The organism is Nocardioides sp. NPDC127503 (assembly GCF_040302165.1).
In the GTDB taxonomy this organism is placed as follows: Bacteria; Actinomycetota; Actinomycetes; order Propionibacteriales; family Nocardioidaceae; genus Nocardioides.
In genome coordinates, this window is sequence record NZ_JBEORH010000005.1 from 377,896 (window position 1) to 398,751 (window position 20,856).

The following is a 20,856-nucleotide window of genomic DNA, read 5'->3' on the forward strand; positions in this document are numbered from 1 at the left end:
CACCCTATCTTCGGCAGTTGCCCACCATCTTCGGCAGTTGCCCACCTCGGCGGCGCGCGACCACTACGCTCCGTTGACGTGGGACTGGAGAGACTCGAGTCGGAGATGGTGCTGAAGACTGTCGAGACGCTGCACGGACGGATCGCGGCACGCTTCCCCGACCGGGGCCTGGTGAAGGTCGCCGAGGAGCTGGCCGGCCTGATCCGGGAGTCCTCGGGTGCCGGGGACCGGCTCCGGCAACGGTTGGTGTGGACGCGCGCGGTCTCCCGCGTGCTGATCCTGGCCGTCCTCGCGCTGACGCTGGTCGCCATCATCTGGGGCCTCGCGACGGCGTTCGGCGACGAGACGCTCACCGGCGTCCAGTGGCTGCCGCTGATGGAGAGCACCGTCAACGACCTCATCTTCGCCGCGGTCGCGGTCTTCTTCCTCTACACGATCCCGGAGCGGCTGCTGCGGTCGCGGGCGCTGAAGCTGCTGCACCGGCTGCGCTCGCTGGCCCACATCATCGACATGCACCAGCTCACCAAGGACCCCGAGCGGCTGCGTACGGGGTTCAAGGAGACCTCGGCCAGCGTGAAGTTCACCCTCGATGCCGACCAGCTGATCCACTACCTGGAGTACTGCTCCGAGCTGCTCAGCCTCGTCGGCAAGACGGCCGCGCTGTGTGCCGAGGACTCCCAGGACAACGTCGTCCTGGACACGGTCAGCACCGTCGAGGGCCTCACCGTCGACCTCTCCCGCAAGATCTGGCAGAAGATCCAGGTCGTCGGCGAGCTGCGTGAGGACCAGTCCTCCTCATCTGTTTAGGTCCGTTGTATGAGTTCACGGACGGAATGGTCGATCCTCGCGGTCGACACCGGCTCCGGTGAGACCCTCGTCGAGTCCGCCCCGGACCTGCTGCTGCCGACGGCCAGCGTCGCCAAGATCTTCCTGCTGCACCACCTCGCCGAGCTGCTCGACGAGGACCCATCGCTGGGAGAGCTGATGCTGCGCAAGGACAGCGTCGCACCGGTCGCCGACAGCGGCCTGTGGCAATACCTCGACGTCCCCGCGCTGACCATGAACGACTGTGCCCGGCTGGTCGGCGCGGTCTCGGACAACCTGGCCACCAACGTGCTCCTCGACCATGTCGGGCTCGCTCCGGTCCAGGCCGTCGCGCGGCGGCTGGCCGCGGGCGGGTCGATGCTGAACGACTCGGTCCGGGACGTACGCAGGCCCGAGGACCCGCCGATGCTCTCCATCGGCTGTGCGGCCGACTGGGTCGCCTACTTCCGTACGCCGCACCCCACCGTCCTGTCCTGGCTGGCCCCGTCCACCGACCTGTCGATGGTCTCCGCCGCCTTCGGCCTAGACCCGCTGGCCCACATCGAACAGGACACGGACCTGCGGGTCTGGAGCAAGACCGGCACCGACGACGGGGTCCGCGCCGAGGTCGGGCTGCTCGACGTCGGTGGCCGGCAGGCTGCGTACGCGGTCATCTGCCGTTTCCAGGGTGAGGTCATCCCGGTGCTGGCTCAGATGAGGGCGTACGGCACCCTGATCCTGGATGCGTTGCAGGACGGCGACGCTTCAGGCCCCGGTCCGGCACGGTAGGAGATCAGTTGTTCAGCATCGACCTCGGGTACGGCGCGGAGATGGTCCTGCGTGACCGATCGACCGACTTCGCCGTCCACAAGCTCATCAACGCCAACCTCGACCACCTCCGCGAGTGGGAGCCGTGGGCTCACGGGCAGCAGACCATGCTCAGCGTCGCCGGGTTCGGCACCTACCTGCTGGGCCAGTGGGTCAAGGGCGAGGCGGTCCCCTGCGTCATCCGCCAGGACGGCCAGGTCGCCGGCGCCACGACCGCGCGGATCAACCTCTACGAGAAGTCGGCCACGATCGGCTACTGGCTGGGCGAGGCGTACGAGGGCCGGGGCCTCATCACCCGGGCCGTCTCGGCGATGCTGGACACGCTCTTCAACGAGTACGACATCGCCCGGGCGATCATCGACACCTCGGTCATGAACAAGCGCAGCCGTGCGGTCGCCGAGCGTCTCGGCTTCACCCACGAGGGCACCATGCGCGGCGCGCAGGCCTACCCCGGCGAGCGCCGGGACCTGGTGGTCTACGGGCTCCTGCGCGAGGAGTGGCTAGGGCGCGACCGCGCCTGAGCGGACGAACCGCTCCCCCGCCTGCTTGACCAGCTCGGCCAGCTCGGCGGGCTGCTCGACGGTGAAGTCCGCCTCCACACCGGCCAGGATCATCATCGGCCAGCCCAGATCGTCGACCTGCATCCGCAGTCGGCAGCCACCCTCGGCGGGCTCGACCTCGCCCCAGCGCCCCACCCGCTGCGCGACCACGTCGGGCTCGACGCCGAAGAGCACGCAGACGTCGTGGGCCGCCGGGCGGGCGCGGATCCCCGCCTGCACGTACGTCGCCGCATCCCCGCCCGGGATCTCCCGCGGGCGGAACATCTGTCCGGTGGTCGCCGGGTCGCTGACCCGGTCGACGCGGAAGGAGCGCCAGTCCTGGCGGACCCGGTCGTAGGCGAGGAGGTACCAGCGGTTGCCGAGCGTCACCAGCCGGTGGGGCTCGACGCGGCGCCGGGTCGGCTCGGCCTCGGGCGCCTGATAGGTGAACGTCAGCGCCTCGTCGTCGCGGCAGGCCTGCGCCAAGATCCCGAGCACGCCGGCGTCCAGCGGCACCCGGCCGCCCCAGGGGATGGAGTCGGTCTGCGAGGTCACCGCGTCCATCCGCCGTCGCAGTCGCGGCGGCATCAGCGCGACGACCTTCCCCAGCGCCTGGGCGGAGATGTCCCCCATCCCCGCGACCATGCCGGCAGCCGCGGTGCGCAGCCCGACGGCGATCGCGACCGCCTCCTCGTCGTCGAGCAGCAACGGCGGCAGCGCGTTGCCGGCCCGGAGCTGGTAGCCGCCGGCCACCCCTCGGGTGGCGTCCACGTCATAGCCGAGATCGCGCAGCCGCTCGATGTCGCGCCGCAGCGTACGGTCGCTGACCTCGAGGCGTACGGACAGCTCCGTGCCTGGCCAGAAACGATGGGTCTGCAGCAGGGAGAGAAGCTGCAGCATCCGGGCGCTCGTGCTCATGACACTGACCCTAGGCGCCATTGCGGTCAGTTCGTGGCCTGATTCCGGTGAACCTGGATCGAGCCCGCGCGACGGTCGGCTCGCCCCCTCCTCGAGCCGACCGTCGCCGCGCTACCTCTCTCTTACCCATTCGCCAGACTTCTAAACCGCATCTCGGAAGAAACTTTCAAAAGCGGACAGAAGCTGACCGGAAGAGGTCAGAGGCTGGAGACATGACGAACCACAGCAACCAGCGGCCGGTGATCCGCACTCAGGCGCTGACCAGGCACTTCACCCGAAGCAAGAAGACCGTCGAGGCCGTACGCGGGCTCGATCTCGAGATCCACCAAGGTGAGCTCGTCGCCTTCCTCGGCCCGAACGGAGCCGGCAAGTCGACCACCTTGCGGATGCTGACCACCCTCATCCCGCCCACCTCCGGCACCGCCGAGGTCGCCGGCCATGACGTCGTCCGCTCACGCGGCGCCGTGCGGCGCTCGATCGGCTACGTCGGTCAGGGCAACGCCGCCGCGTTCATCCAGCGTGGCCGTGACGAGCTGATGTCCCAGGCCCGCGCCCACGGCATCCCGCGAGCCGCCGCGAAGGCGCGCATCGAGGAGCTGCTCGTGGCCTTCGACCTCCAGGAGTACGCCGACCGCCCGGTCCAGACGCTCAGCGGGGGCCAGCGGCGCCGGCTCGACATCGCGATCGGGCTGCTCAACCACCCCGAGGTGCTGTTCCTCGACGAGCCGTCGACCGGCCTCGATCCGCAGAACCGCGCCAACCTGCAGGAGCAGATCCGCCGGCTCCACGAGGACGGCACCACGATCGTGCTCACCACCCACTACCTCGAGGAGGCGGACGCACTCGCCGGACGGGTCATCGTCATCGACCACGGCGTGGTGATCGCCGACGACACCGCCACCCGGCTCAAGGAGAGGCTCGGCGACCTGGTGCTCCTCGGCTTCGGCAGCGAGGCGGATGCCACGGCCGCCGCGGCTCGCGCCGAGTCGGCGCTGTCCGGTCCGACCGTCATCGAGCGCACCGGGACACAGGTCTCGATCCGCACTCCGCGCGGCGCCGACAGCGCGCCGGCGATGGCCATCGACCTGGTCGCCCACGGCACTCCCGCGATCCGCATGGAGGTCCGCACCCCCACCCTCGACGACGTCTTCCTCGACCTGACCGGCCGCAGCCTGCGCGAGTCGGCCCAGTCCGCCACCCAGACCGAAGGAGCAGCAGCATGACCACCCTCACCGTCCCGACCGCACAGGTCCGGCGCACCACCCCGGTGCCGAGCCGCCCGACCGGCTTCCTCACCGACACCTGGACCGTGCTGCTCCGCGAGCTCACGCCCAAGCTGCGCCAGCCCGCCTCGATGCTCTTCGCGATGATGCAGCCGCTGGTCTTCCTGGGCCTCTTCGCGCCGCTCCTGCCGGCAGTCGAGAGCGGCAGCGCACTGCAGTGGTTCGTGCCGGGCATCGTCGTCATGACCGCACTGATGGGCGCCTCGATGACCGGCGCGGACCTGACCGCCGAGATCCGCTCCGGCTCCCACGAACGGCTGCTGGTCTCACCCCTGTCGCGGCCGTCCCTCCTGGTCGGACGGGCCCTGAAGGAGGTCGTGCCGGTGCTGTTCCAGACGGCCGTCATCCTCGCCGTGGTGACCCCGTTCAGCTTCGACCTCCACCTCGGCGGGGTCCTGGTCGGGGCCGTCATCGTCTCGCTCTTCGCGATCGGCCTGGGTGCGCTCAGCTTCGCCCTGGCCACCGCCGCGAAGGAGCAGGACTGGGTCTTCTGGACGGTCCAGCAGATGCTGATATTCCCGCTGCTGCTCCTCTCCGGCGTCCTCCTCCCCCTCGACGGCGCTCCCGGCTGGCTGCGGTTCCTCAGCGACATCAACCCGATGACGTACGTCGTGGAGGCGGAGCGGGCGCTCTTCGCCGGTCAGTTCCCGGCCGATGTCGTCATCGGGGGCTTCGTCGCGGCAGCTGTCGTCGCGGTGGGCGGGGTGCTCGTCGGCGTACGGACCATGGAGAGGTCGAGCTGAAGTCGGGCCAGAACCCGCTTGACCTCAAGTTCACTTCAACTTCCACACTGGACGCATGACACCCCGACTCCGCACGGCCCCGAGCCCGACAACGATCGTGCTCACCGTCATCGCCGGCACGGTGATGATCCCGATCGACATCACGATCGTCGCGGTAGCGATCGCCCGTCTCTCCCAGGAGACGGGCGCTTCGCTGCCGGTGATCCAGTGGGTCGCCACCGGCTACACGCTCGCCCTGGCAACGGTCATCCCGGCCGCGGCCTGGGCGATCAGCCGGTTCGGCGCCCGCCAGGTCTTCCTGACCGCGATCGGCGTCTTCACCATCGGGTCCGGCCTGGTCGCGGCCTCGTGGAACGTCGAGTCGCTGATCGCGTTCCGGGTGCTGCAGGGGCTCGGCGGCGGCTTCGTGATGCCGGCCGCAATGACCCTGACGCTGCGCTCGGCACCGCCCGAGCAGCGCGGCCGCCTGATGGCCCTGATGGGCCTGCCGGTGCTGGTCGGCCCCGTCTTCGGACCAGTGCTCGGCGGCTGGCTGCTCGACACGATGTCGTGGCGGTGGATGTTCCTGATCAACCTGCCGCTAGGCCTGCTCGGCCTCTTCCTCGGGATGCGGAACCTTCCACGCCTGGAGCGCGGGCCGAGCGCCCGTCTGGACGTACGCGGCCTGCTCCTGCTTCCGCCCGCGATGGCGCTTCTCGTGCTGGGCACCTCGTTCGCCGAGGGCACGCTGCTCGCCGCCCAGGTGCTGGTTCCGATCGGGGCCGGGATCGTCCTGGTGGCGCTCTTCGTCCGGCACGCGCTCCGCGCCGCCGCTCCCCTGCTGGACATCCGGCTCCTCGCCCGGCCCCTGACCGGCGGCAGTGCCGCGCTCCTGGTCTGCTTCGCCGGCGGCTACTTCGGCTCGATGATCCTGGTGCCGCTCTACTGGCAGGTCGTACGCGGCGAGTCCGCGACCACCGCAGGACTGCTGATGGCTCCCGCCGGCATCGCGGCCGGGATCATGATCCAGGTCTCCGGCCGCCTCATCGACCGCTTCCCGCCGCTGCCGGTGATCGGCTCCGGCATCGTGATCTCCACACTGGGCTTCGGCGCCCTGGCACTCCAGCTGAGCGCGGACGCGCCGATGCTGGCCCTGGCCACCACCCACGCCATCGCGACCGCGGGGGCCGGGTTCGTGATGCTGCCGACGATGACCATCGCCACCCGCTTCCTCGAGGACAGCGCCATCCCGGCCGGCTCGACGATGATCAACGTGCTGAACCAGGTTGCCACCGCCCTGTGCACGGCCGGCGTCTCGGTGCTCCTGGCCGCCGCACTCTCCGCCCGCCTACCCGGACTGGGCAGCGACGGCATCGGAGCGCTCAGCGCCCTCTCGCCCGCCGAGCGGGTGGCCGTCGCGCCGCTGGCCGCTGAGGCCCTGCAGGTCGCGTTCTGGCTGCCGGTCACGATGATGGCGATCTCGGCCGTGGTCGCGTTCCTCGTCTTCCGGCGTACGCCGTCGGCCGGGCGCATCTCCACCGACACCCCGCGGCCGGTCGCCGCGGCGGTTGCCGACTAGGTCCTACCAGGGGCGGCGGTCGCCGGGGTACGGGTTGGGACGGCCCGGGCCGGGGCGGCCCATGTTGGGAGGACCAGGGTTGGGGTGACCGGGGCCGGGTGCGGCGGGATGGACCTGGCCCCGATAGACCGGCCCGCCGCCGGGGTACGGACCGACGGGCCGGACGTGCCGCGGGCCCTGCAGGTCGCGCCGAGGCGGTTCGCGGCGCCGGTGCCGGGCCAGGAGCAGGGCGATGAGGAGCCCCAGACCCGACAGCGCGAGCAGGCCGACGGCGATCTCGACGAAGCCGATCCCGAACAGCCCGCTCGAGGCAGGAGCCGGACCGCCCGAGGCGTCGGTGAACGTCACCGGGCCCGCCGTCTCCGAGTCGCCCATGGGCGCGGCGGACGAAGACTCCGACTCGGACGGTGACGCCGAGGGCGACGTCGACGGCGATGCGGAAGCAGAAGGCGTACGCGACGGTGCCGGCGACGCCGTCGCCGACTTCTTGGGCTTCGGGGCCTGACGAGGAGTCGCGGCCTTGGTCGAGGCCGGCGCGGTCGGCGCAGGCTCGGCGGTGGCCTTCGGCTTCTCGGTCGGCCGCGTGCCCGGCGGGTACTTCGCGAATACCTGGACGCCCCAGGTGGTGCCGTCGACATCCACGAAGGCGATCCCGATGTGGGTGTAGTCGCCCAGGATGTTGGCCCGGTGCCCGTCGGAGTTCATCCAGCCCCGGTGCATCTCCGCGCCGGTCGGGTAGCCCATGGCGACGTTCTCCCCGACCCCCTGCCATCCCTCCGGCACCTGCTCGGCGAGGTCCGGGTTGTGCGAGAGCTGCCCGTCGGCGGCGATCTTGTAGGCCCACTTCCGCGCCAGGCCGTCGAGGGCGGAGTCGCGCGTCAGCGCGTCCAGGCCCGCGTCGGCACGAGCGGAGTTCGCCATCCGCTTGATCGTTCCGCCCTCCCCCGCGGAGGCCGGACCAGCGCTGACGAGCAGCGCGGCAACCGCCAACAAAAGGGCGAGGACATAGGACACGGGGCGATGCAGGTGGGGGAACATCCCCGCCAGGGTATCGACCTTTACTTGGGAGTGCTGCGCCCGAGGTGGCGCTCGATGTGGGCCTCGCCGGCGCACCGAGCGTCAGGCCAGCGCGTCCCGCAGGGTCGCGCGCCAGACGCCGGTGAGCTCCTCGAGCGGGATCTCGACGCTGCCACCGTCGTAGGAGATCGAGTACGCAGCACCACCCGTCACACCGAGCTGCGTGGCCGCGACCCCGTGGCGCTCGGCCAGCGAGGTGAGCCGCTCGACGTCGGCGGACTTCACGGTGACGATCGCGCGGGCGACCGACTCCGAGAAGAGCGCGACGAACGGGTCGCCGGCGAGCGTCACCGAGACGCCGATCCCCGACGACATCGCCGGCTCGGCCAGCGCCTGCATCAGGCCGCCGTCGGAGAGGTCGTGGGCGGAGGTGACGAAACGCGCCTCCAGCAGCAGCTCGGCCAGCGCCTTCTCGGCCGCCAGGTTCACCTTGGGCGGCAGCCCGCCGAGGTGGCCGTGGACCACGTGGGCCCACTCCGAGCCGGAGAGCTCCTCGTGGGTCTCACCGAGCAGGACGACGACCTCGTCGGCAGCCTGGAAGTCCGAAGGCGTACGCGTGGTGACGTCCTCGATCACACCGAGCGTCGCGACCACCGGCGTGGGGTGGATGGCGGTCTCGCCGGTCTGGTTGTAGAGGGAGACGTTGCCGCCGGTGACCGGGATGCCGAGCTCGAGGCAGGCGTCCTTCAGACCACGGGTGGCCTCGGCGAACTGCCACATCACGTCCGGGTCCTCCGGGGAGCCGAAGTTGAGGCAGTCGGAGATGGCCAGCGGCTTGGCGCCGACGGAGGCCACGTTGCGGTAGGACTCGGACAGCGCGAGCTGGGCACCGGCGTACGGGTCCAGCTTGGCGAAGCGACCGTTGGCGTCGGTGGCGAGCGCGACACCGAGGTTGGTCGACTCGTCGACGCGGATCATGCCGCCGTCGGCGGGCTGGGAGAGCACGGTGTTGCCGCGGACGTAGCGGTCGTACTGCTCGGTGATCCAGGACTTGTCGCACAGGTTCTCCGAGGCGACCAGCTGGAGCACGGTCGAGCGGAGCTCGTCGGCCGAGGCCGCGCGCGGGAGCTTCTCGGCCACGTCGGCCTGCAGCGCGTCCTGCCACGACGGGCGGGCGTAGGGGCGCTCGTAGACCGGGCCGTCGTGGGCCACGGTGGTCGGGTCGACGTCGACGATGGTCTCGCCGTGCCAGTCGACGCGCAGCCGGCCCTCGCCGGTCACGGTGCCGATCGCGGCCGCCTCGACGTCCCACTTGGCGCAGATGTCCATGAAGGTCGCCTCGTCCTCGGGCGCGATGACGGCCATCATCCGCTCCTGGGACTCGCTCATCAGGATCTCCTCCGGAGCGAGCGTCGAGTCGCGCAGCGGCACCCGCTCGAGGTGCACGTGCATGCCGCCGTCACCGGCAGCGGCGAGCTCGGAGGTGGCACACGAGATGCCGGCCGCGCCGAAGTCCTGGATGCCGCGGACGATGCCGGCGGCGAAGAGCTCGAGGGTGCACTCGATCAGCAGCTTCTCCATGAACGGGTCGCCGACCTGGACGCTCGGGCGCTTGGCCGGACCGTCCTCGTCGAACTCGACGCTCGCGAGGATGGAGGCGCCGCCGATGCCGTCGCCACCGGTGCGCGCGCCGTACATGATCACCAGGTTGCCGGCGCCGGACGCCTTGGCGAGGTGGAGGTCCTCGTGGCGCAGTACGCCGACGCAGAGCGCGTTGACCAGCGGGTTGCCGAGGTAGGAGGCGTCGAAGACGGCCTCACCACCGATGTTGGGCAGGCCCAGGCAGTTGCCGTAGTGACCGATGCCGGACACGATCCCGGGCAGCACCCGGTGGGTGTCCTTCTCGGACAGCGGGCCGAAGCGGAGCGGGTCCATGACGGCGACCGGCCGCGCGCCCATCGCGAGGATGTCGCGGACGATGCCGCCGACGCCGGTCGCGGCGCCCTGGTGGGGCTCGACGTAGGAGGGGTGGTTGTGCGACTCGACCTTGAAGGTGACCGCGTAGCCCTGCCCGACGTCGAGCACGCCCGCGTTCTCACCGATGCCGGCGAGCATCTTGCCGGCCGGGGTCTCCTGCGGGATCTCGCCGAACTGCTTCAGGTGCACCTTGGAGGACTTGTAGGAGCAGTGCTCCGACCACATCACCGAGTACATCGCGAGCTCCGCGCCGGTCGGCCGGCGGCCGAGGATGCGCTTGATCTCGGCGTACTCGTCCTCCTTCAGGCCGAGCTCGGCCCAGGGCTGCTCGCGGTCGGGGTCACCGGCAGCGTGGTGCACGGTGTCCAGGAGCGGAAGATCGGACGCAACGGCAGCGGACGAAGTCTCGGTCACGGGCAGAAATCTACGTCAGAAGTGCCCAATCCCCTTAGTCGTCAGCGGGGCAGCCCGCGCCACTCCCGCAGGTCGCGGATCTCACCGAACTCTTCGAGTGCCTGCCGGGCGACCTCACCGTCCCCGGCGTAGGCGGCGACGCTCCAGCCGTGACCCTCCACCATCTCGGCGGTGACCCACGAGGCCTCGCCGTGCGGGGTGGGCAACCGGCGCGGGCGCCAGGAGAGTGACATCGCGCCGTCGAGACGCTGCTCGATCCTCGGGGTCGAGCCGATGGCGGCGTACTTCCTCTGGCCGGTGTGCCACTCGCTCCAGTAGGCGTAGTGGAGGTGGACGTGGCTGCCGCGCCAGGACATCGAGCACTCCACGAAGAGGTCGCGCGGGCCGGTCTCGCCGGGGGCGCACTCAGCGCTCCGGGCGGCGTCCTCGTAGCCGGGGAAGACCCATCTCATGCCGTCCGCGCCGCGCGGGTCCGGGCACCGGGTCAGGGAGCCGGAGCCGTTGCCGTCCCAGCAGACGTAGGGCGTGTTGGTCTGCTTGGTGGTCGAGCTGACCTGGTCGGCGACCGCGAACGGCCCGGTCACCTCGCCGCCGTGTGCGACGTGGATGATCCCGGCGACCGTCAGGGCGAGCATGACCGTGATCGCGAAGAGGACCGGCGTCACCCGATCGCGTCGCTTCTGCACAGGCCCCCACCCCCTCGGCGAAACCATTCCTTTACCAAGGTAACGCCGCCAGGCGGGTTTGGTTAGGGCCCATATATACCGGGACCAACGTCCCGTCGCGCCCGCCGACCGAGACCTCTGCCCGCGGGCTGGACCAGCGCCTAGTCTTCTATTCGTAGTTATTCACTAAAGAAAGGGCATTCGGTGTCCTCCCCCAGCACGTTCAGCCGACGCAGCCTCCTCGCCAGCGGGGCCGGCGCGGTCGCCGCCACCGGCCTCGCCAGCCCCGCCAACGCAGCCACCGAGGTGCCGTTCAAGGCCCGCAAGGTCAACCGGCCCAAGCGCAAGCCCAACCTCCTGGTCATCCTGGGCGACGACCTCGGCTGGGCCGATCTGTCCGCCTACGGCTCCCCCGACATCGAGACGCCCAACCTGGACCGGCTCGCGGCCTCGGGCGTGCGGTTCACCGATGCGTACTCCGCCTCCTCGGTCTGCTCTCCGACCCGCTTCGGCCTCTACACCGGGCGCTACCCCGGTCGCCTCGCGGGCGGACTGCCGGAGCCGATCTCGTCTCCCAACGAGCTGCACGGGATCCCGGTCGACCACCCGACACTGGCCTCGCTGCTCAAGGAGCAGGGCTACGCGACGGCCCTCTTCGGCAAGTGGCACTGCGGCTTCCTGCCCTGGTACAGCCCGACCCGGGTCGGCTGGGACGAGTTCTTCGGCAACTTCTCCGGCGGGATCGACTACTTCTCGAAGTTCAGCCACAACGGGGCGTACGACCTCTACGAGGACGAGGTGGAGGTCGAGGACCTTCGCTACTACACCGAGATCGTCACCGAGAAGGCCGTCAGCTTCATCGAGCGCGACCACGATGCCCCGTGGCTCCTGAACCTCAACTTCACCACCCCGCACTGGCCCTGGGAGGGCCCCGAGGACAAGGCGGTGAGCGATGAGCTGACCGCCCGCATCGAGAGCGGCGAGAAGGGCGTGCTCTTCCACAACGACGGCGGCTCGCTGGCGACGTACAAGACCATGGTCGAGGATCTCGACCAGTCGATCGGCCAGGTCATCAAGGCACTCGAGCGCACCGGCCAGCTCCGCGACACCGTCGTCTTCTTCGCCAGCGACAACGGCGGCGAGCGGTTCTCCAACGTGTGGCCGTTCACCGGAGCGAAGTCGGGCCTCAACGAGGGCGGCATCCGGGTGCCCACCATCCTGAGCTGGCCCGGCACCCTGCCCGGCCGCCAGGTCAGCGACGAGCCCGCGGTCACGACCGACTGGACCGCGACCTTCCTGGAGCTCGCCGGCGCGACGCCGTCGGCGGACTATCCGCTGGACGGCACCAGCCTGGTTCCGCTCCTCTTCGGCGGCCGGCCGCGCGAGACCCAGGACCTGTTCTGGCGCATGCGCGGACAGCGGGCGCTGCGCCGCGGCTCGTTGAAGTACCTGCAGCTCGATGGCACCGACCACCTCTACGACCTGAGCGAGGACGTACGCGAGCAGGCCGACCTGGCCCGGAAGCGGCCCGAGGACCTGGCGGAGCTCCGTGCGGCCTGGGAGAAGATCGACAAGACCCTGCTCGCGTACTCCTGACCCGCGGCTGGGCGAGTCCACTGGTAACTGAGTGACGGTTGTGACTACCGTGACGAAATATGGGGGACTTCACCAGGCTCAAGTACGTCAGACGGGCACTCGGCGCGGGCTTGATCTCGGGCGTCGTCGGCGTCGCGGGGCTGGCAACACCCAGCCCCGCGGCGGCCGCGAACCCGGTCACTCCGGGCAACTTCACCGGCTATGGCTTCGACCAGTGCCAGGCGCCGTCACAGGCGGCGATGGACCGCTGGTGGAAGCACTCCAACTTCGGCGCGGTCGGCATCTACATCGCCGGCAACTCGCGCGGCTGCCGCACGCAGACCAACCTGAGCGCGACGTGGGTGCGCACCCAGCAGGCCCGTGGCTGGCGGCTGCTGCCGATCACGCTCGGCCCGCAGGCCTCGTGCAACCCGCACTTCCCGCGCTACCGCGACGACCCGCGGATCAGCGCCCGCTCGACCGACCAGTACGCCACGGCAAAGCGCCAGGGCGTCGCCCAGGCCGGCGCGACCGTGGAGGCAGCCAAGCGCTACGGCATCGCCGCCGGAAGCACGATGTTCTACGACCTCGAGGGTTTCGACATCGGCAACAAGCGCTGTCGTGAGTCGGCGATGTGGTTCGTCTCGGCCTGGAGCTACCGGATCAAGAAGCTGGGCTACCGCCCGGCGCTGTACTCGAGCGCGTCGTCCGGGATCAAGGCGATGTACGCCGTCTGGCACGCCCAGCCGCGCGGGTTCGTCTACCCCGCTGACCTGTGGATCGCCGACTGGGACGGCCGCGCCGGCACCTCGACCCGCTACATCCCGGACAAGCCATGGAACCCGCACCGCCGCGTCAAGCAGTACCGCGGCCCGCACAAGGAGACCCACGGCGGCACCACCATCGAGATCGACTCCAACTTCGTCGACCTCGGCCGGGGCTCCTACGCGCGGCCGGTGACGCATTGCGGCGGCGTGCCGGTCAGCTTCACCAGCTATCCCGCCCTCAAGCCGCGCACCAGCTCCTACACCCCCTCGCCGATCTACACCAAGGCGCTCGAGTGCATGCTCCGCGAGCGCGGGAACTTCGGCGGCCCCATCGACGGGACGTACGACCGGGGGTTGGTGAGCTCGGTCAACGCCTGGCAGCGCTCGCACGGCCTGACGGTGCGCAAGACCTGGACCCAGGGTGCCTGGAAGACGCTGTGGGCGGCCAACAGCCGCCCACTCCTGAAGCGTGGCTCCGCAGGCGAGAGCGTCCGCGACCTCCAGCGCGCCCTCAGCGCCACCTCCGCGCCGGAGCGCCCGAAGATCACCGGCGTCATGGACTGGAACACCCATGTCGCCCTCGTCGCCTACCAGAAGCGCCTCGGCCGCACCGCGAACGGCATGGCCACCGAGGTCACCTGGTACGACCTGGCCCACGGCCGCTGATCGAGGTCGTGAAGCTGAGCGTGGCCCATGAACCACGCTCAGCTTCGCAACTCCATGGGCTCTGAGCAGAGGATCTGCTGCGACTCCGCGGCCGAGTCGGAGTGGGCGAGACCGGTCACCTCTGCCGGGACGCCCTTGGGGTAGAGGTCGCGGAGGTCGAGGACACCGACGCAGAAGATGACCTCCTCGACCGGGTCCGGAAGCTCCGGGACGGAGTCGTCGTCGAACGGTCGGTATTCCTCGAGCGGCAACGGCACGCGTACGTCCCGACTCATTTCCTCGCCCGCCGCCAGCTTGACCCAACCGACCGCCGGCATCTGCGCGAACGACTTGTCCTCCGGCAGCGCGAAGACCCGCTTGCTGACCTCGGCCCGGCTCCCGCCGCTGCCCAGGACGTAGACGGTGTCCGCCGACGCGGGCTGCAGCGCCCCGTTGGCGTACGTCGGCACCGAGTCGACCACGTAGACGTCGGTGTCCGCGTCGTTGATCACCCGATAGCTGACCTCGAGCGCTCCGCCCGCCTGGGTGATCTCGGAATCGAACCGGACCCCTTCGATCTCGCGCTCCCCCTCCGGGACCTTCGCGCAGCCGCTCATCACCAGACCTCCCGCCGTCAGCAGCGATGCCAGGAGCATCAACCTAGTAGTGGTCACGGTGCGGAGCTCCCATCTCGTCGCGGAGCCCGTTCTCGGTGTAGACGTACGGATGGTCCGGGTCGATCTGCTCCGGGGTGCTGGGGTCGTTGTCGTGATCGACGGGAAGACCGGCAGCCTCGCGCTCACGGTTGTTCGTCCCCTGGTTCTCGGGGTCGTCACCGTGATACTCGCCGGGCTCGAGCGTGTCGTGCATGTAGTCGTAGACGTGCGCCATCTCGTGGTAGAGCACCGCAACCGGCGGGCCGTCGACGGGCGTCTGAGGAGCACGGTTGCCGGTGTTCATCGTGTCGATGTCCGGCATGTACTCGATCTCGTTGCCGCCCATCGGCCCGTTGGACGCCGAGCTGTTCGGGGTGTCACCGACGTACTCGCGGATGGTCAGGTTCTCCTGCCCGATCCCGAATACACCCGAGTCGTCGTGTCTCCGGTCCAACGCGGCGAGCATCTGCTGGCCCGTCGGCGACGCGGCCAGCATCTCGAGGTCGGCGCGGGTCCGGGCGACGAACTCCGGCGAACCCTCGATCTTGATCCACTCCGGGACCTCGGTGATCTGGACCGTCACGTGCTGCTCGACGTCCTCGTCGGTGTCGCCGGACTCGCTGTGGGCCTTGTCGTCACCCGAGCCACCGTAGGTGGTGTCGGTCCCCCGGCCGGCGTAAGTCACGTCGGCGCCGGCGCCGCCATGGATCCGGTCGTTGTCATCACCGCCGGAGGCGATGTCGTTGCCGTCGCCGCCGACGAGCAGGTCGTCGCCATCGGCGCCTTCGAGGTAGTCCTGGCCGCGACCACCGCTGATCCGGTCGTTTCCGGCCATGCCGTAGACGGTGTCGTCGCCGCCCGCTCCGGTGGCGAGGTCGTTGCCACCCTGGGCGTCGATGTAGTCGCGGTCGGTGCCGCCCGAGACCCGGTCGTCGCCGTCGCCGGCGAAGATGTGGTCGCGGTCCTGGCCACCGAGGATGCGGTCGCTCCCGCTGCCGCCGTTGAGCCGGTCGTCGCCTCTGCCACCGAGCAGCGAGAGGTTGACGTTGGTGCCCTGCGGTACGTTGATCTCGTCGTTGCCCTCGCCGGCGCGGATGACGATCTCGTTGCCGGGAGGTACGTCGTACATCTGACCGTTGACGGTGACGACCTGCCTTCCGGTCAACGGGTTGATCCCGACCGTGACCACGTCGTCGCCGCTGCCGGTGTTGATGTAGGTCTTGCCGTCGACGTTGATCATGCCGACCGAGTCCACGTCGGCGGGGAGGTGGAACGGGTCCTGTCCGGCCTCGGCGATCGCCGCCATGCTCGTCGACAGGTCCTGCCAGGCGGCGGTGGTGTCGACCAGCACCTGTCGGTCGGCGTTGAGGTCGCGGTCGAGTCCGGTCCTGATCTCGGAGGCACGCGCGATGGCGTCGGTGACCAGCTTGCTGTCCTCGGGGGTCTCGGGCTGGAACCGGATGTCGCCCGAGGGGCTGCCCTGGTGCGGGATGTGCGCCACCGTCGCCCAGGACTGGTCGAGGTGGCCCTGGGCGATGCGTACGGTGCCGGCGATCCGGGCCGTAGCCGAGGCTGCCTTGTCGGCGAGGTCACGCGCCTTGTCGAGGTCGGTCAGAAGCGTCTTGCGATGCCCTTCGTAGGACTCGGCCGTCTGGCCCTCCCAGTCGGCGACCACGTCCTTGGAGCCGCTGATGAACGACTCGGTGACGCTGTCGAGCGCCTTGGCGATCGACGTCCAGCCACGCGACGCGTCGTCGATCGACGACGCGTCGTCCCACAGCTTCCAGGTGCCTTCGGACATCTCGGTGCCTCTCAGCGCGGGGTCGGGGACGGGCCCGGAGACGGGCTCGGAGTGGGCGAGGGCGGCGGCGGTCCCGGAGTCGGCTCCGGGGGCCGCGGCGTCGGACCCGGCTCCAGCGAGTTGCTGGACTGTGCGGCCCGGGCGATCTCCTCGTCGGTCGCGGAGATGTCGAACGCACACAGCATGAGGGCGTCGGCGTCCGCCTCGAAGACGGCCGCGAACGACTCGAGCGCACTGGACGCGGCCTCGACCAGCGGCCCGTGGGCAGCCGTGGTGTCGTAGCCGCCCTGGGTGTTGCCGGCATCGCGTGAGGCGACCACGAGTGCGCCGGCGTTGTCCGTGGTCGCGCCGGTCAGGTCCATCGCCCAGTCGATGCAGCGGTCGGCGAGCTTGACGAGCTCGTCAGGACGTACGTTGATCTGAGATGACATCGGGGCCTCCCTCTCCAACGGAGTTCTTCCCCGGAAGACGCGTGGCTACACGCGAACGCCGCGCCTATCTCACCATCCGAGACGCCGGTGAGTGGCGGACCGTCAGGAGAAGGGGTTGGGGAGGGCACCCGGTAGGTCGGCGAGGAGCTCGCGGGCGCGGCCGGCGACCTTGTGCTCGACCAGGACCTCGTACTTGGTCGGCACGATGACCTTGACGCTCGAGAAGTCGCGGGTGCCGCGGGTGGCGGCGTAGCCGATCAGCGACCAGATGAGGCCGAAGACGACGCCGAGGAGCACTGTCGACAGCAGGATGAAGAGGAAGTTCTCGTTGCCGAAGAGCGACATGATCAGGCCGACGAAGACACCGAGCCAGGCGCCGGAGAGCACGCCGGCGAGAGCGACCTTGCTCCAGGTGAGGCGGCCGGTGATCCGCTCGATCTGCTTCAGCTCGGTGCCGACGATCATGCAGTTCTCGACCGGGAACTCCTTGTCGGAGAGGAAGTCGACCGTCTTCTGCGCGGCGGCGTAGTCGTCATAGGTCGCGAGCGACTGGGGAAACTCCAGCTTCAGCGGGCTCTGCGGGCCGCTGACCGGCGAGGTGAAGGACATACGCCCAGTGTGCCCCAGCCGGGGTCAGTTCTTGAGGACGCCGTTCGCGATGACGTCGAGCATGGGACGTACGTCCTTGGCCTCGAGCGAGGAGTGGTCGGCCATGGTCGCGACGCCGCCGAGGAGGCGGCACACGTCGAGGTTGTCGACACCCTCGCGGAGCACGCCGTGCTCGGCCATCTCCGTCAGGACGCTCTCGTTGGCGTCGGCGTAGGTCTGGCACTTGGTGCGCAGCGGGGAGTCCTGGCAGCCCAGGGAGGCGGTGATCTTGGCGGCGGCGCCCTGGTGGCGGGTCAGCAGCGAGACGTACTCCTCGAACCAGGCGAGCAGCTTCTCCCGGCACCCGCCCTCTGTCGCCATCGCCTTCTCGACGTGGGCGGCGACCTCCTCGATCCAGGTGGCCATGATCGCCTCGTGGAGCGCCTCGCGGGTCGGGAAGTGGCGGTAGAGGGTGCCGGGACCGACGCCCGCACGTCGAGCCACCTCGTCCAGAGGTGCGTCGAGACCGCGCTCCTTGAACACCGCATGGGCGACCTCGATCAGCCGCTCGCGGTTGCGCTGCGCGTCGGCTCTCATCCGGACCTCCTCAGTGGCTCCCGCCTCGCTGCGGGCGCCTCAGGTTAACAGCAGCCCCCGCCGCGGCAGCTAAATGCATTGCTAACCGGAGACACCCTCCGGTAGTGTCTTCATCAAGCGGAGGCTTCCTCCGCTTCACTGTACTCCTCTTCCGTCTCCAACAGGAGCTCTCGAATGACATCCACCGTGGCACCACCCAAGCCACCCGCGGCCACCAAGGCCGCCGCCGGCGCCGGGATCGCCCTGGTCCTGGTCGCCCAGCTGATGATCGTGCTCGACGCGGCAGTCGTGAACGTCGCGCTCCCCCGGATCGCCGACGACCTCGAGTTCACCCCGGCAGCACTCACCTGGGTGCTCAACGGCTACACCCTCGCCTTCGGCGGCCTGCTGCTGCTCGGCGGCCGCCTCGGCGACGTGTTCGGCAGGCGGCGCATGTTCGTCGCCGGCCTCTCCGTCTTCACCCTCTTCTCCCTGGCCGGCGGGTTCGCGCCGACCGACGACCTGCTCGTCATCGCCCGCGCCCTGCAGGGCTTCGGTGCCGCGATCGCCGCGCCTCAGGTGCTCGCCCTGCTGACCACGTCGGCGAAGGACGAGGCCGGCCGTGCCCGGGCGATCGCGCTCTTCTCCGCCGTCTCCTCCAGCGGTGCCTCGATCGGTCTGATCCTCGGCGGCATCCTGACCGACATCGCGTCGTGGCGCTGGACGCTGTTCATCAACGTACCGATCGGGCTCGTCGTGCTCGCCCTCGTCGGCCGCCTCGTCGCCGAGACCGCGCCGCGGCCGGGACGCTTCGACATCGTCGGCGCCGTGACCGCCACCGGTGGTGCGGCCGCGATCGTCTGGTCGCTGATCGGCGCACCGGAGCACGGCTGGACGTCCGCGCGCACCATCGGTGGGATCGCGGTCGGCCTGCTCCTGCTGGTCGCCCTCGTGCTCGCCGAGCGCCGGGTGGCCCACCCGCTGCTGCAGCTCCACCTCTTCAACAGCCACCGCCGCGTCGCCGCTTTCATCGCCGCGGTCGGGCTGGTCGGGGCTCAGTTCGCGACCTTCTACCTGACCGTGATCTACCTGCAGGGTGTCCTGGGCATGGGGCCGCTCGCTTCCGGGCTGGCGTTCCTGCCGCTCACCCTGATGATTTTCGCGATGTCGCGGGTGGCGCCTCGGATCGCGGCCCGGATCGGGATGTCGCGGGTGCTGGTCCTGGGCGCCACCGGCCTCACGGTGTCGTTCCTGTGGCTGAGCACGCTCACGGAGACCAGCACGTACGCCGGCGCCGTCCTGGCCCCGTTCCTCCTCAACGGCGCCTTCGCCTCGCTCGTCTTCACCTCCACCACGGCCCTCGGCCTGGAGGGTGTCGACGCCGCCCACGCCGGCTCGGCCTCGGGTCTGGTGCAGACCATGCAGCAGCTCGGCGGCTCGATCGGACTGGCCGTGATCGCCTCGGTCTACGTCGCCAACGGCACCCCGGGCGAGGTCGTCCCGGGGATGCGCGAGGCCTTCTACGCCGCGGCCGCACTGGGCGCGCTCGGCGTCATCGCCTCGCTCACCGTGGTGCTCCGCCGACCCTCCGGAACGCGGTCGTTCACCCCCGGACGGGCAGCGGTCGAGATCGACTGAATCAACGCGTACAGAGGCCCCTCGGGATGAGTCACCTGGGCTATGGCGCAAGGGGATGCCCGGTGCTCCACTGAACCATGGGGGGTATCAGTTTCAGGCGCACCCGGCGCGCACTCGGCGCCGGCGTGATCGCAAGCATCCTGGTCGTCGCGGGGCTGGCTTCGGCCCGCCCCGCGACGGCTGCAAACCCGGTCACTCCGGGCAACTTCACCGGCTTCGGCTTCGACCAGTGCCAGGCACCGTCACAGACCGCGATGGACCAATGGTGGAAGGCCTCGAACTTCACCGGCGTGGGCATCTACATCTCCGGCAGGTCACGTGCCTGCCGCATCCAGACGCACCTCTCGGCCACCTGGGTGCGCAACCAGCAGGCGCGTGGCTGGCGGCTGCTGCCGATCACGCTCGGCCCGCAGGCGTCGTGCAACCCGCGCTACCCGCGCTATGGCGACGACACGCGGATCAACCCCGACCCGGCCGACGGCTATGCGGCGGCGAGGCGCCAGGCGATCAACGAGGCCAACACGGCGGTCACCGCCGCCAAGGGCTACGGGATCTCCGCCGGCAGCACCATGTTCTACGACCTCGAGGCCTTCGACCTCACCAACCGGGTCTGCCGCGAGTCGGCGATGTGGTTCATCTCCGCGTGGAGCTATCGGATCAAGGTGCTCGGCTACCGCTCGGCGATGTACTCCAGCGCGGCATCGGGGATCAAGGCGATCTACGACGTCTGGCGAGCCCAGCCGAGCGGGTTCACCTATCCCTCCGACCTGTGGATCGCGGACTGGGACGGCAAGGCGAACACCTCGACGACGTACATCCCGGACTCGGTATGGAGCGACCACGACCGCGTCAAGCAGTACCGCGGCGGCCACGACGAGACCCACGGTGGCGTCACGATCAACATCGACTCCGACTATCTCGACGTCGGCCGCGGCTCCTACGCCCCGGCGGTGGTCCGGTGCGGTGGCGTACGCGTCGACTTCGACTACTACCCCGACCTCAAGCCGGCGACCACGACCTACACACCGCCGGCGGCGTACGTGAAGGCACTCAAGTGCATGCTCAGTACCCGCGGCACCTTCGACGGCGTGATGAGCGGGACGTACGGCTCCGGGCTACGGGCCGCGGTCCACGACTGGCAGCGCACGCACGGGCTGGCGGTACGCGACCTGTGGACCAGGGGCGCCTGGAAGACCCTGTGGGCCGCCAACCGGCACCCGATCCTGAAGCGCGGCTCCGCCGGGGACCAGGTCCGCGACCTTCAGCGGGCCCTCAACTCCACCACCCGTACCGAGGAGCGGGTCAAGGTCACCGGGGTGCTCGACTGGACCACCCACGTCGGCCTGGTCGCCTATCAGCGGCGGCTCGGGCGCACGACCAACGGCATGGCGACGGCCACCACCTGGTACGACCTCGCCCACGCGCGCTGAGAG

19 protein-coding genes are annotated in these 20,856 nt (G+C 70.0%); 10 read left to right on the forward strand and 9 right to left on the reverse strand.

All coding sequences use genetic code 11. From position 1 onward, the window contains the following. Nucleotides 1-78: 78 nt before the first annotated feature. Genes ABTW65_RS14480 through ABTW65_RS14490 form a run of 3 tightly spaced genes read left to right on the forward strand, consistent with a single transcriptional unit; the run spans nucleotide 79 to nucleotide 2,153 of the window. Complete coding sequence (locus ABTW65_RS14480) at nucleotides 79-807, forward strand: hypothetical protein (protein WP_350661132.1); 729 nt, start codon at nucleotides 79-81, stop codon at nucleotides 805-807. A 9-nt stretch (nucleotides 808-816) separates the two neighbouring features. Beyond that, nucleotides 817-1,593, forward strand: coding sequence for a serine hydrolase (locus tag ABTW65_RS14485; RefSeq protein ID WP_350661134.1), 777 nt, complete (start codon nucleotides 817-819; stop codon nucleotides 1,591-1,593). Nucleotides 1,594-1,601: 8 nt separating this feature from the next. Then, entirely contained in the window at nucleotides 1,602-2,153 is a 552-nt protein-coding gene (locus ABTW65_RS14490) for a GNAT family N-acetyltransferase (protein WP_350661136.1), read from the forward strand. Here ABTW65_RS14490 and ABTW65_RS14495 read toward each other — a convergent pair. Next, nucleotides 2,133-3,089: a helix-turn-helix transcriptional regulator gene (locus tag ABTW65_RS14495; protein ID WP_350661138.1), complete on the reverse strand. Its 957-nt coding sequence runs from the start codon at nucleotides 3,087-3,089 to the stop codon at nucleotides 2,133-2,135. The genes ABTW65_RS14490 and ABTW65_RS14495 overlap by 21 nt on opposite strands. 212 nt (nucleotides 3,090-3,301) lie before the next feature. Between ABTW65_RS14495 and ABTW65_RS14500 the strand changes: the two genes are divergently transcribed. The 3 genes from ABTW65_RS14500 to ABTW65_RS14510 are packed head-to-tail and all read left to right on the forward strand — an operon-like array spanning nucleotide 3,302 to nucleotide 6,673. Next, nucleotides 3,302-4,312 (forward strand): ATP-binding cassette domain-containing protein, encoded by a 1,011-nt coding sequence (locus ABTW65_RS14500; protein ID WP_350661140.1) that lies wholly within the window; start codon nucleotides 3,302-3,304, stop codon nucleotides 4,310-4,312. Next, entirely contained in the window at nucleotides 4,309-5,115 is an 807-nt protein-coding gene (locus tag ABTW65_RS14505; RefSeq protein WP_350661143.1) for an ABC transporter permease, read from the forward strand. The genes ABTW65_RS14500 and ABTW65_RS14505 overlap by 4 nt, the downstream gene beginning before the upstream one ends. A 55-nt stretch (nucleotides 5,116-5,170) precedes the next feature. Next, complete coding sequence (locus ABTW65_RS14510; protein WP_350661145.1) at nucleotides 5,171-6,673, forward strand: DHA2 family efflux MFS transporter permease subunit; 1,503 nt, start codon at nucleotides 5,171-5,173, stop codon at nucleotides 6,671-6,673. A 3-nt stretch (nucleotides 6,674-6,676) separates the two neighbouring features. Here ABTW65_RS14510 and ABTW65_RS14515 read toward each other — a convergent pair whose 3' ends face one another. The 3 genes from ABTW65_RS14515 to ABTW65_RS14525 form a co-directional block, all read right to left on the reverse strand. Then, nucleotides 6,677-7,711, reverse strand: a complete 1,035-nt coding sequence (locus ABTW65_RS14515) for a CAP domain-containing protein (RefSeq protein WP_350661147.1) — start codon at nucleotides 7,709-7,711, stop codon at nucleotides 6,677-6,679. Nucleotides 7,712-7,792: 81 nt separating this feature from the next. Then, nucleotides 7,793-10,081, reverse strand: a complete 2,289-nt coding sequence (gene purL / locus ABTW65_RS14520) for a phosphoribosylformylglycinamidine synthase subunit PurL (RefSeq protein ID WP_350661149.1) — start codon at nucleotides 10,079-10,081, stop codon at nucleotides 7,793-7,795. Nucleotides 10,082-10,122: 41 nt separating this feature from the next. Beyond that, nucleotides 10,123-10,767, reverse strand: coding sequence for a hypothetical protein (locus ABTW65_RS14525; protein ID WP_350661151.1), 645 nt, complete (start codon nucleotides 10,765-10,767; stop codon nucleotides 10,123-10,125). Between the two features lie 183 nt (nucleotides 10,768-10,950). On the opposite strand from ABTW65_RS14525, the gene ABTW65_RS14530 reads away from it, so the two are divergent. Beyond that, nucleotides 10,951-12,342: a sulfatase-like hydrolase/transferase gene (locus tag ABTW65_RS14530; protein ID WP_350661153.1), complete on the forward strand. Its 1,392-nt coding sequence runs from the start codon at nucleotides 10,951-10,953 to the stop codon at nucleotides 12,340-12,342. A gap of 59 nt (nucleotides 12,343-12,401) precedes the next feature. Next, on the forward strand, nucleotides 12,402-13,754 hold the full coding sequence (locus tag ABTW65_RS14535) for a glycoside hydrolase domain-containing protein (RefSeq protein ID WP_350661155.1): 1,353 nt from the start codon (nucleotides 12,402-12,404) through the stop codon (nucleotides 13,752-13,754). Between the two features lie 38 nt (nucleotides 13,755-13,792). Here ABTW65_RS14535 and ABTW65_RS14540 read toward each other — a convergent pair whose 3' ends face one another. The 5 genes from ABTW65_RS14540 to ABTW65_RS14560 all read right to left on the reverse strand — a co-directional run bounded on the left by ABTW65_RS14540 (nucleotide 13,793) and on the right by ABTW65_RS14560 (nucleotide 17,806). After that, nucleotides 13,793-14,407 (reverse strand): hypothetical protein, encoded by a 615-nt coding sequence (locus ABTW65_RS14540; protein ID WP_350661157.1) that lies wholly within the window; start codon nucleotides 14,405-14,407, stop codon nucleotides 13,793-13,795. Further along, nucleotides 14,394-16,190 (reverse strand): M91 family zinc metallopeptidase, encoded by a 1,797-nt coding sequence (locus tag ABTW65_RS14545; protein ID WP_350661159.1) that lies wholly within the window; start codon nucleotides 16,188-16,190, stop codon nucleotides 14,394-14,396. Before ABTW65_RS14545 ends, ABTW65_RS14540 begins: the two co-directional genes overlap by 14 nt. An 11-nt stretch (nucleotides 16,191-16,201) precedes the next feature. Continuing rightward, a complete protein-coding gene (locus ABTW65_RS14550) occupies nucleotides 16,202-16,621 on the reverse strand; it encodes a hypothetical protein (protein ID WP_350661161.1) in 420 nt (139 codons plus the stop codon). Between the two features lie 102 nt (nucleotides 16,622-16,723). Next, complete coding sequence (locus tag ABTW65_RS14555) at nucleotides 16,724-17,230, reverse strand: YflT domain-containing protein (RefSeq protein ID WP_350661163.1); 507 nt, start codon at nucleotides 17,228-17,230, stop codon at nucleotides 16,724-16,726. A gap of 24 nt (nucleotides 17,231-17,254) precedes the next feature. Then, nucleotides 17,255-17,806: a TetR/AcrR family transcriptional regulator gene (locus tag ABTW65_RS14560; protein ID WP_350661165.1), complete on the reverse strand. Its 552-nt coding sequence runs from the start codon at nucleotides 17,804-17,806 to the stop codon at nucleotides 17,255-17,257. A gap of 174 nt (nucleotides 17,807-17,980) precedes the next feature. On the opposite strand from ABTW65_RS14560, the gene ABTW65_RS14565 reads away from it, so the two are divergent. Both ABTW65_RS14565 and ABTW65_RS14570 read left to right on the forward strand, forming a co-directional pair. Continuing rightward, entirely contained in the window at nucleotides 17,981-19,423 is a 1,443-nt protein-coding gene (locus tag ABTW65_RS14565) for an MFS transporter (protein WP_350661167.1), read from the forward strand. Between the two features lie 125 nt (nucleotides 19,424-19,548). After that, entirely contained in the window at nucleotides 19,549-20,853 is a 1,305-nt protein-coding gene (locus tag ABTW65_RS14570; protein WP_350661168.1) for a glycoside hydrolase domain-containing protein, read from the forward strand. Nucleotides 20,854-20,856 lie beyond the last annotated feature (3 nt).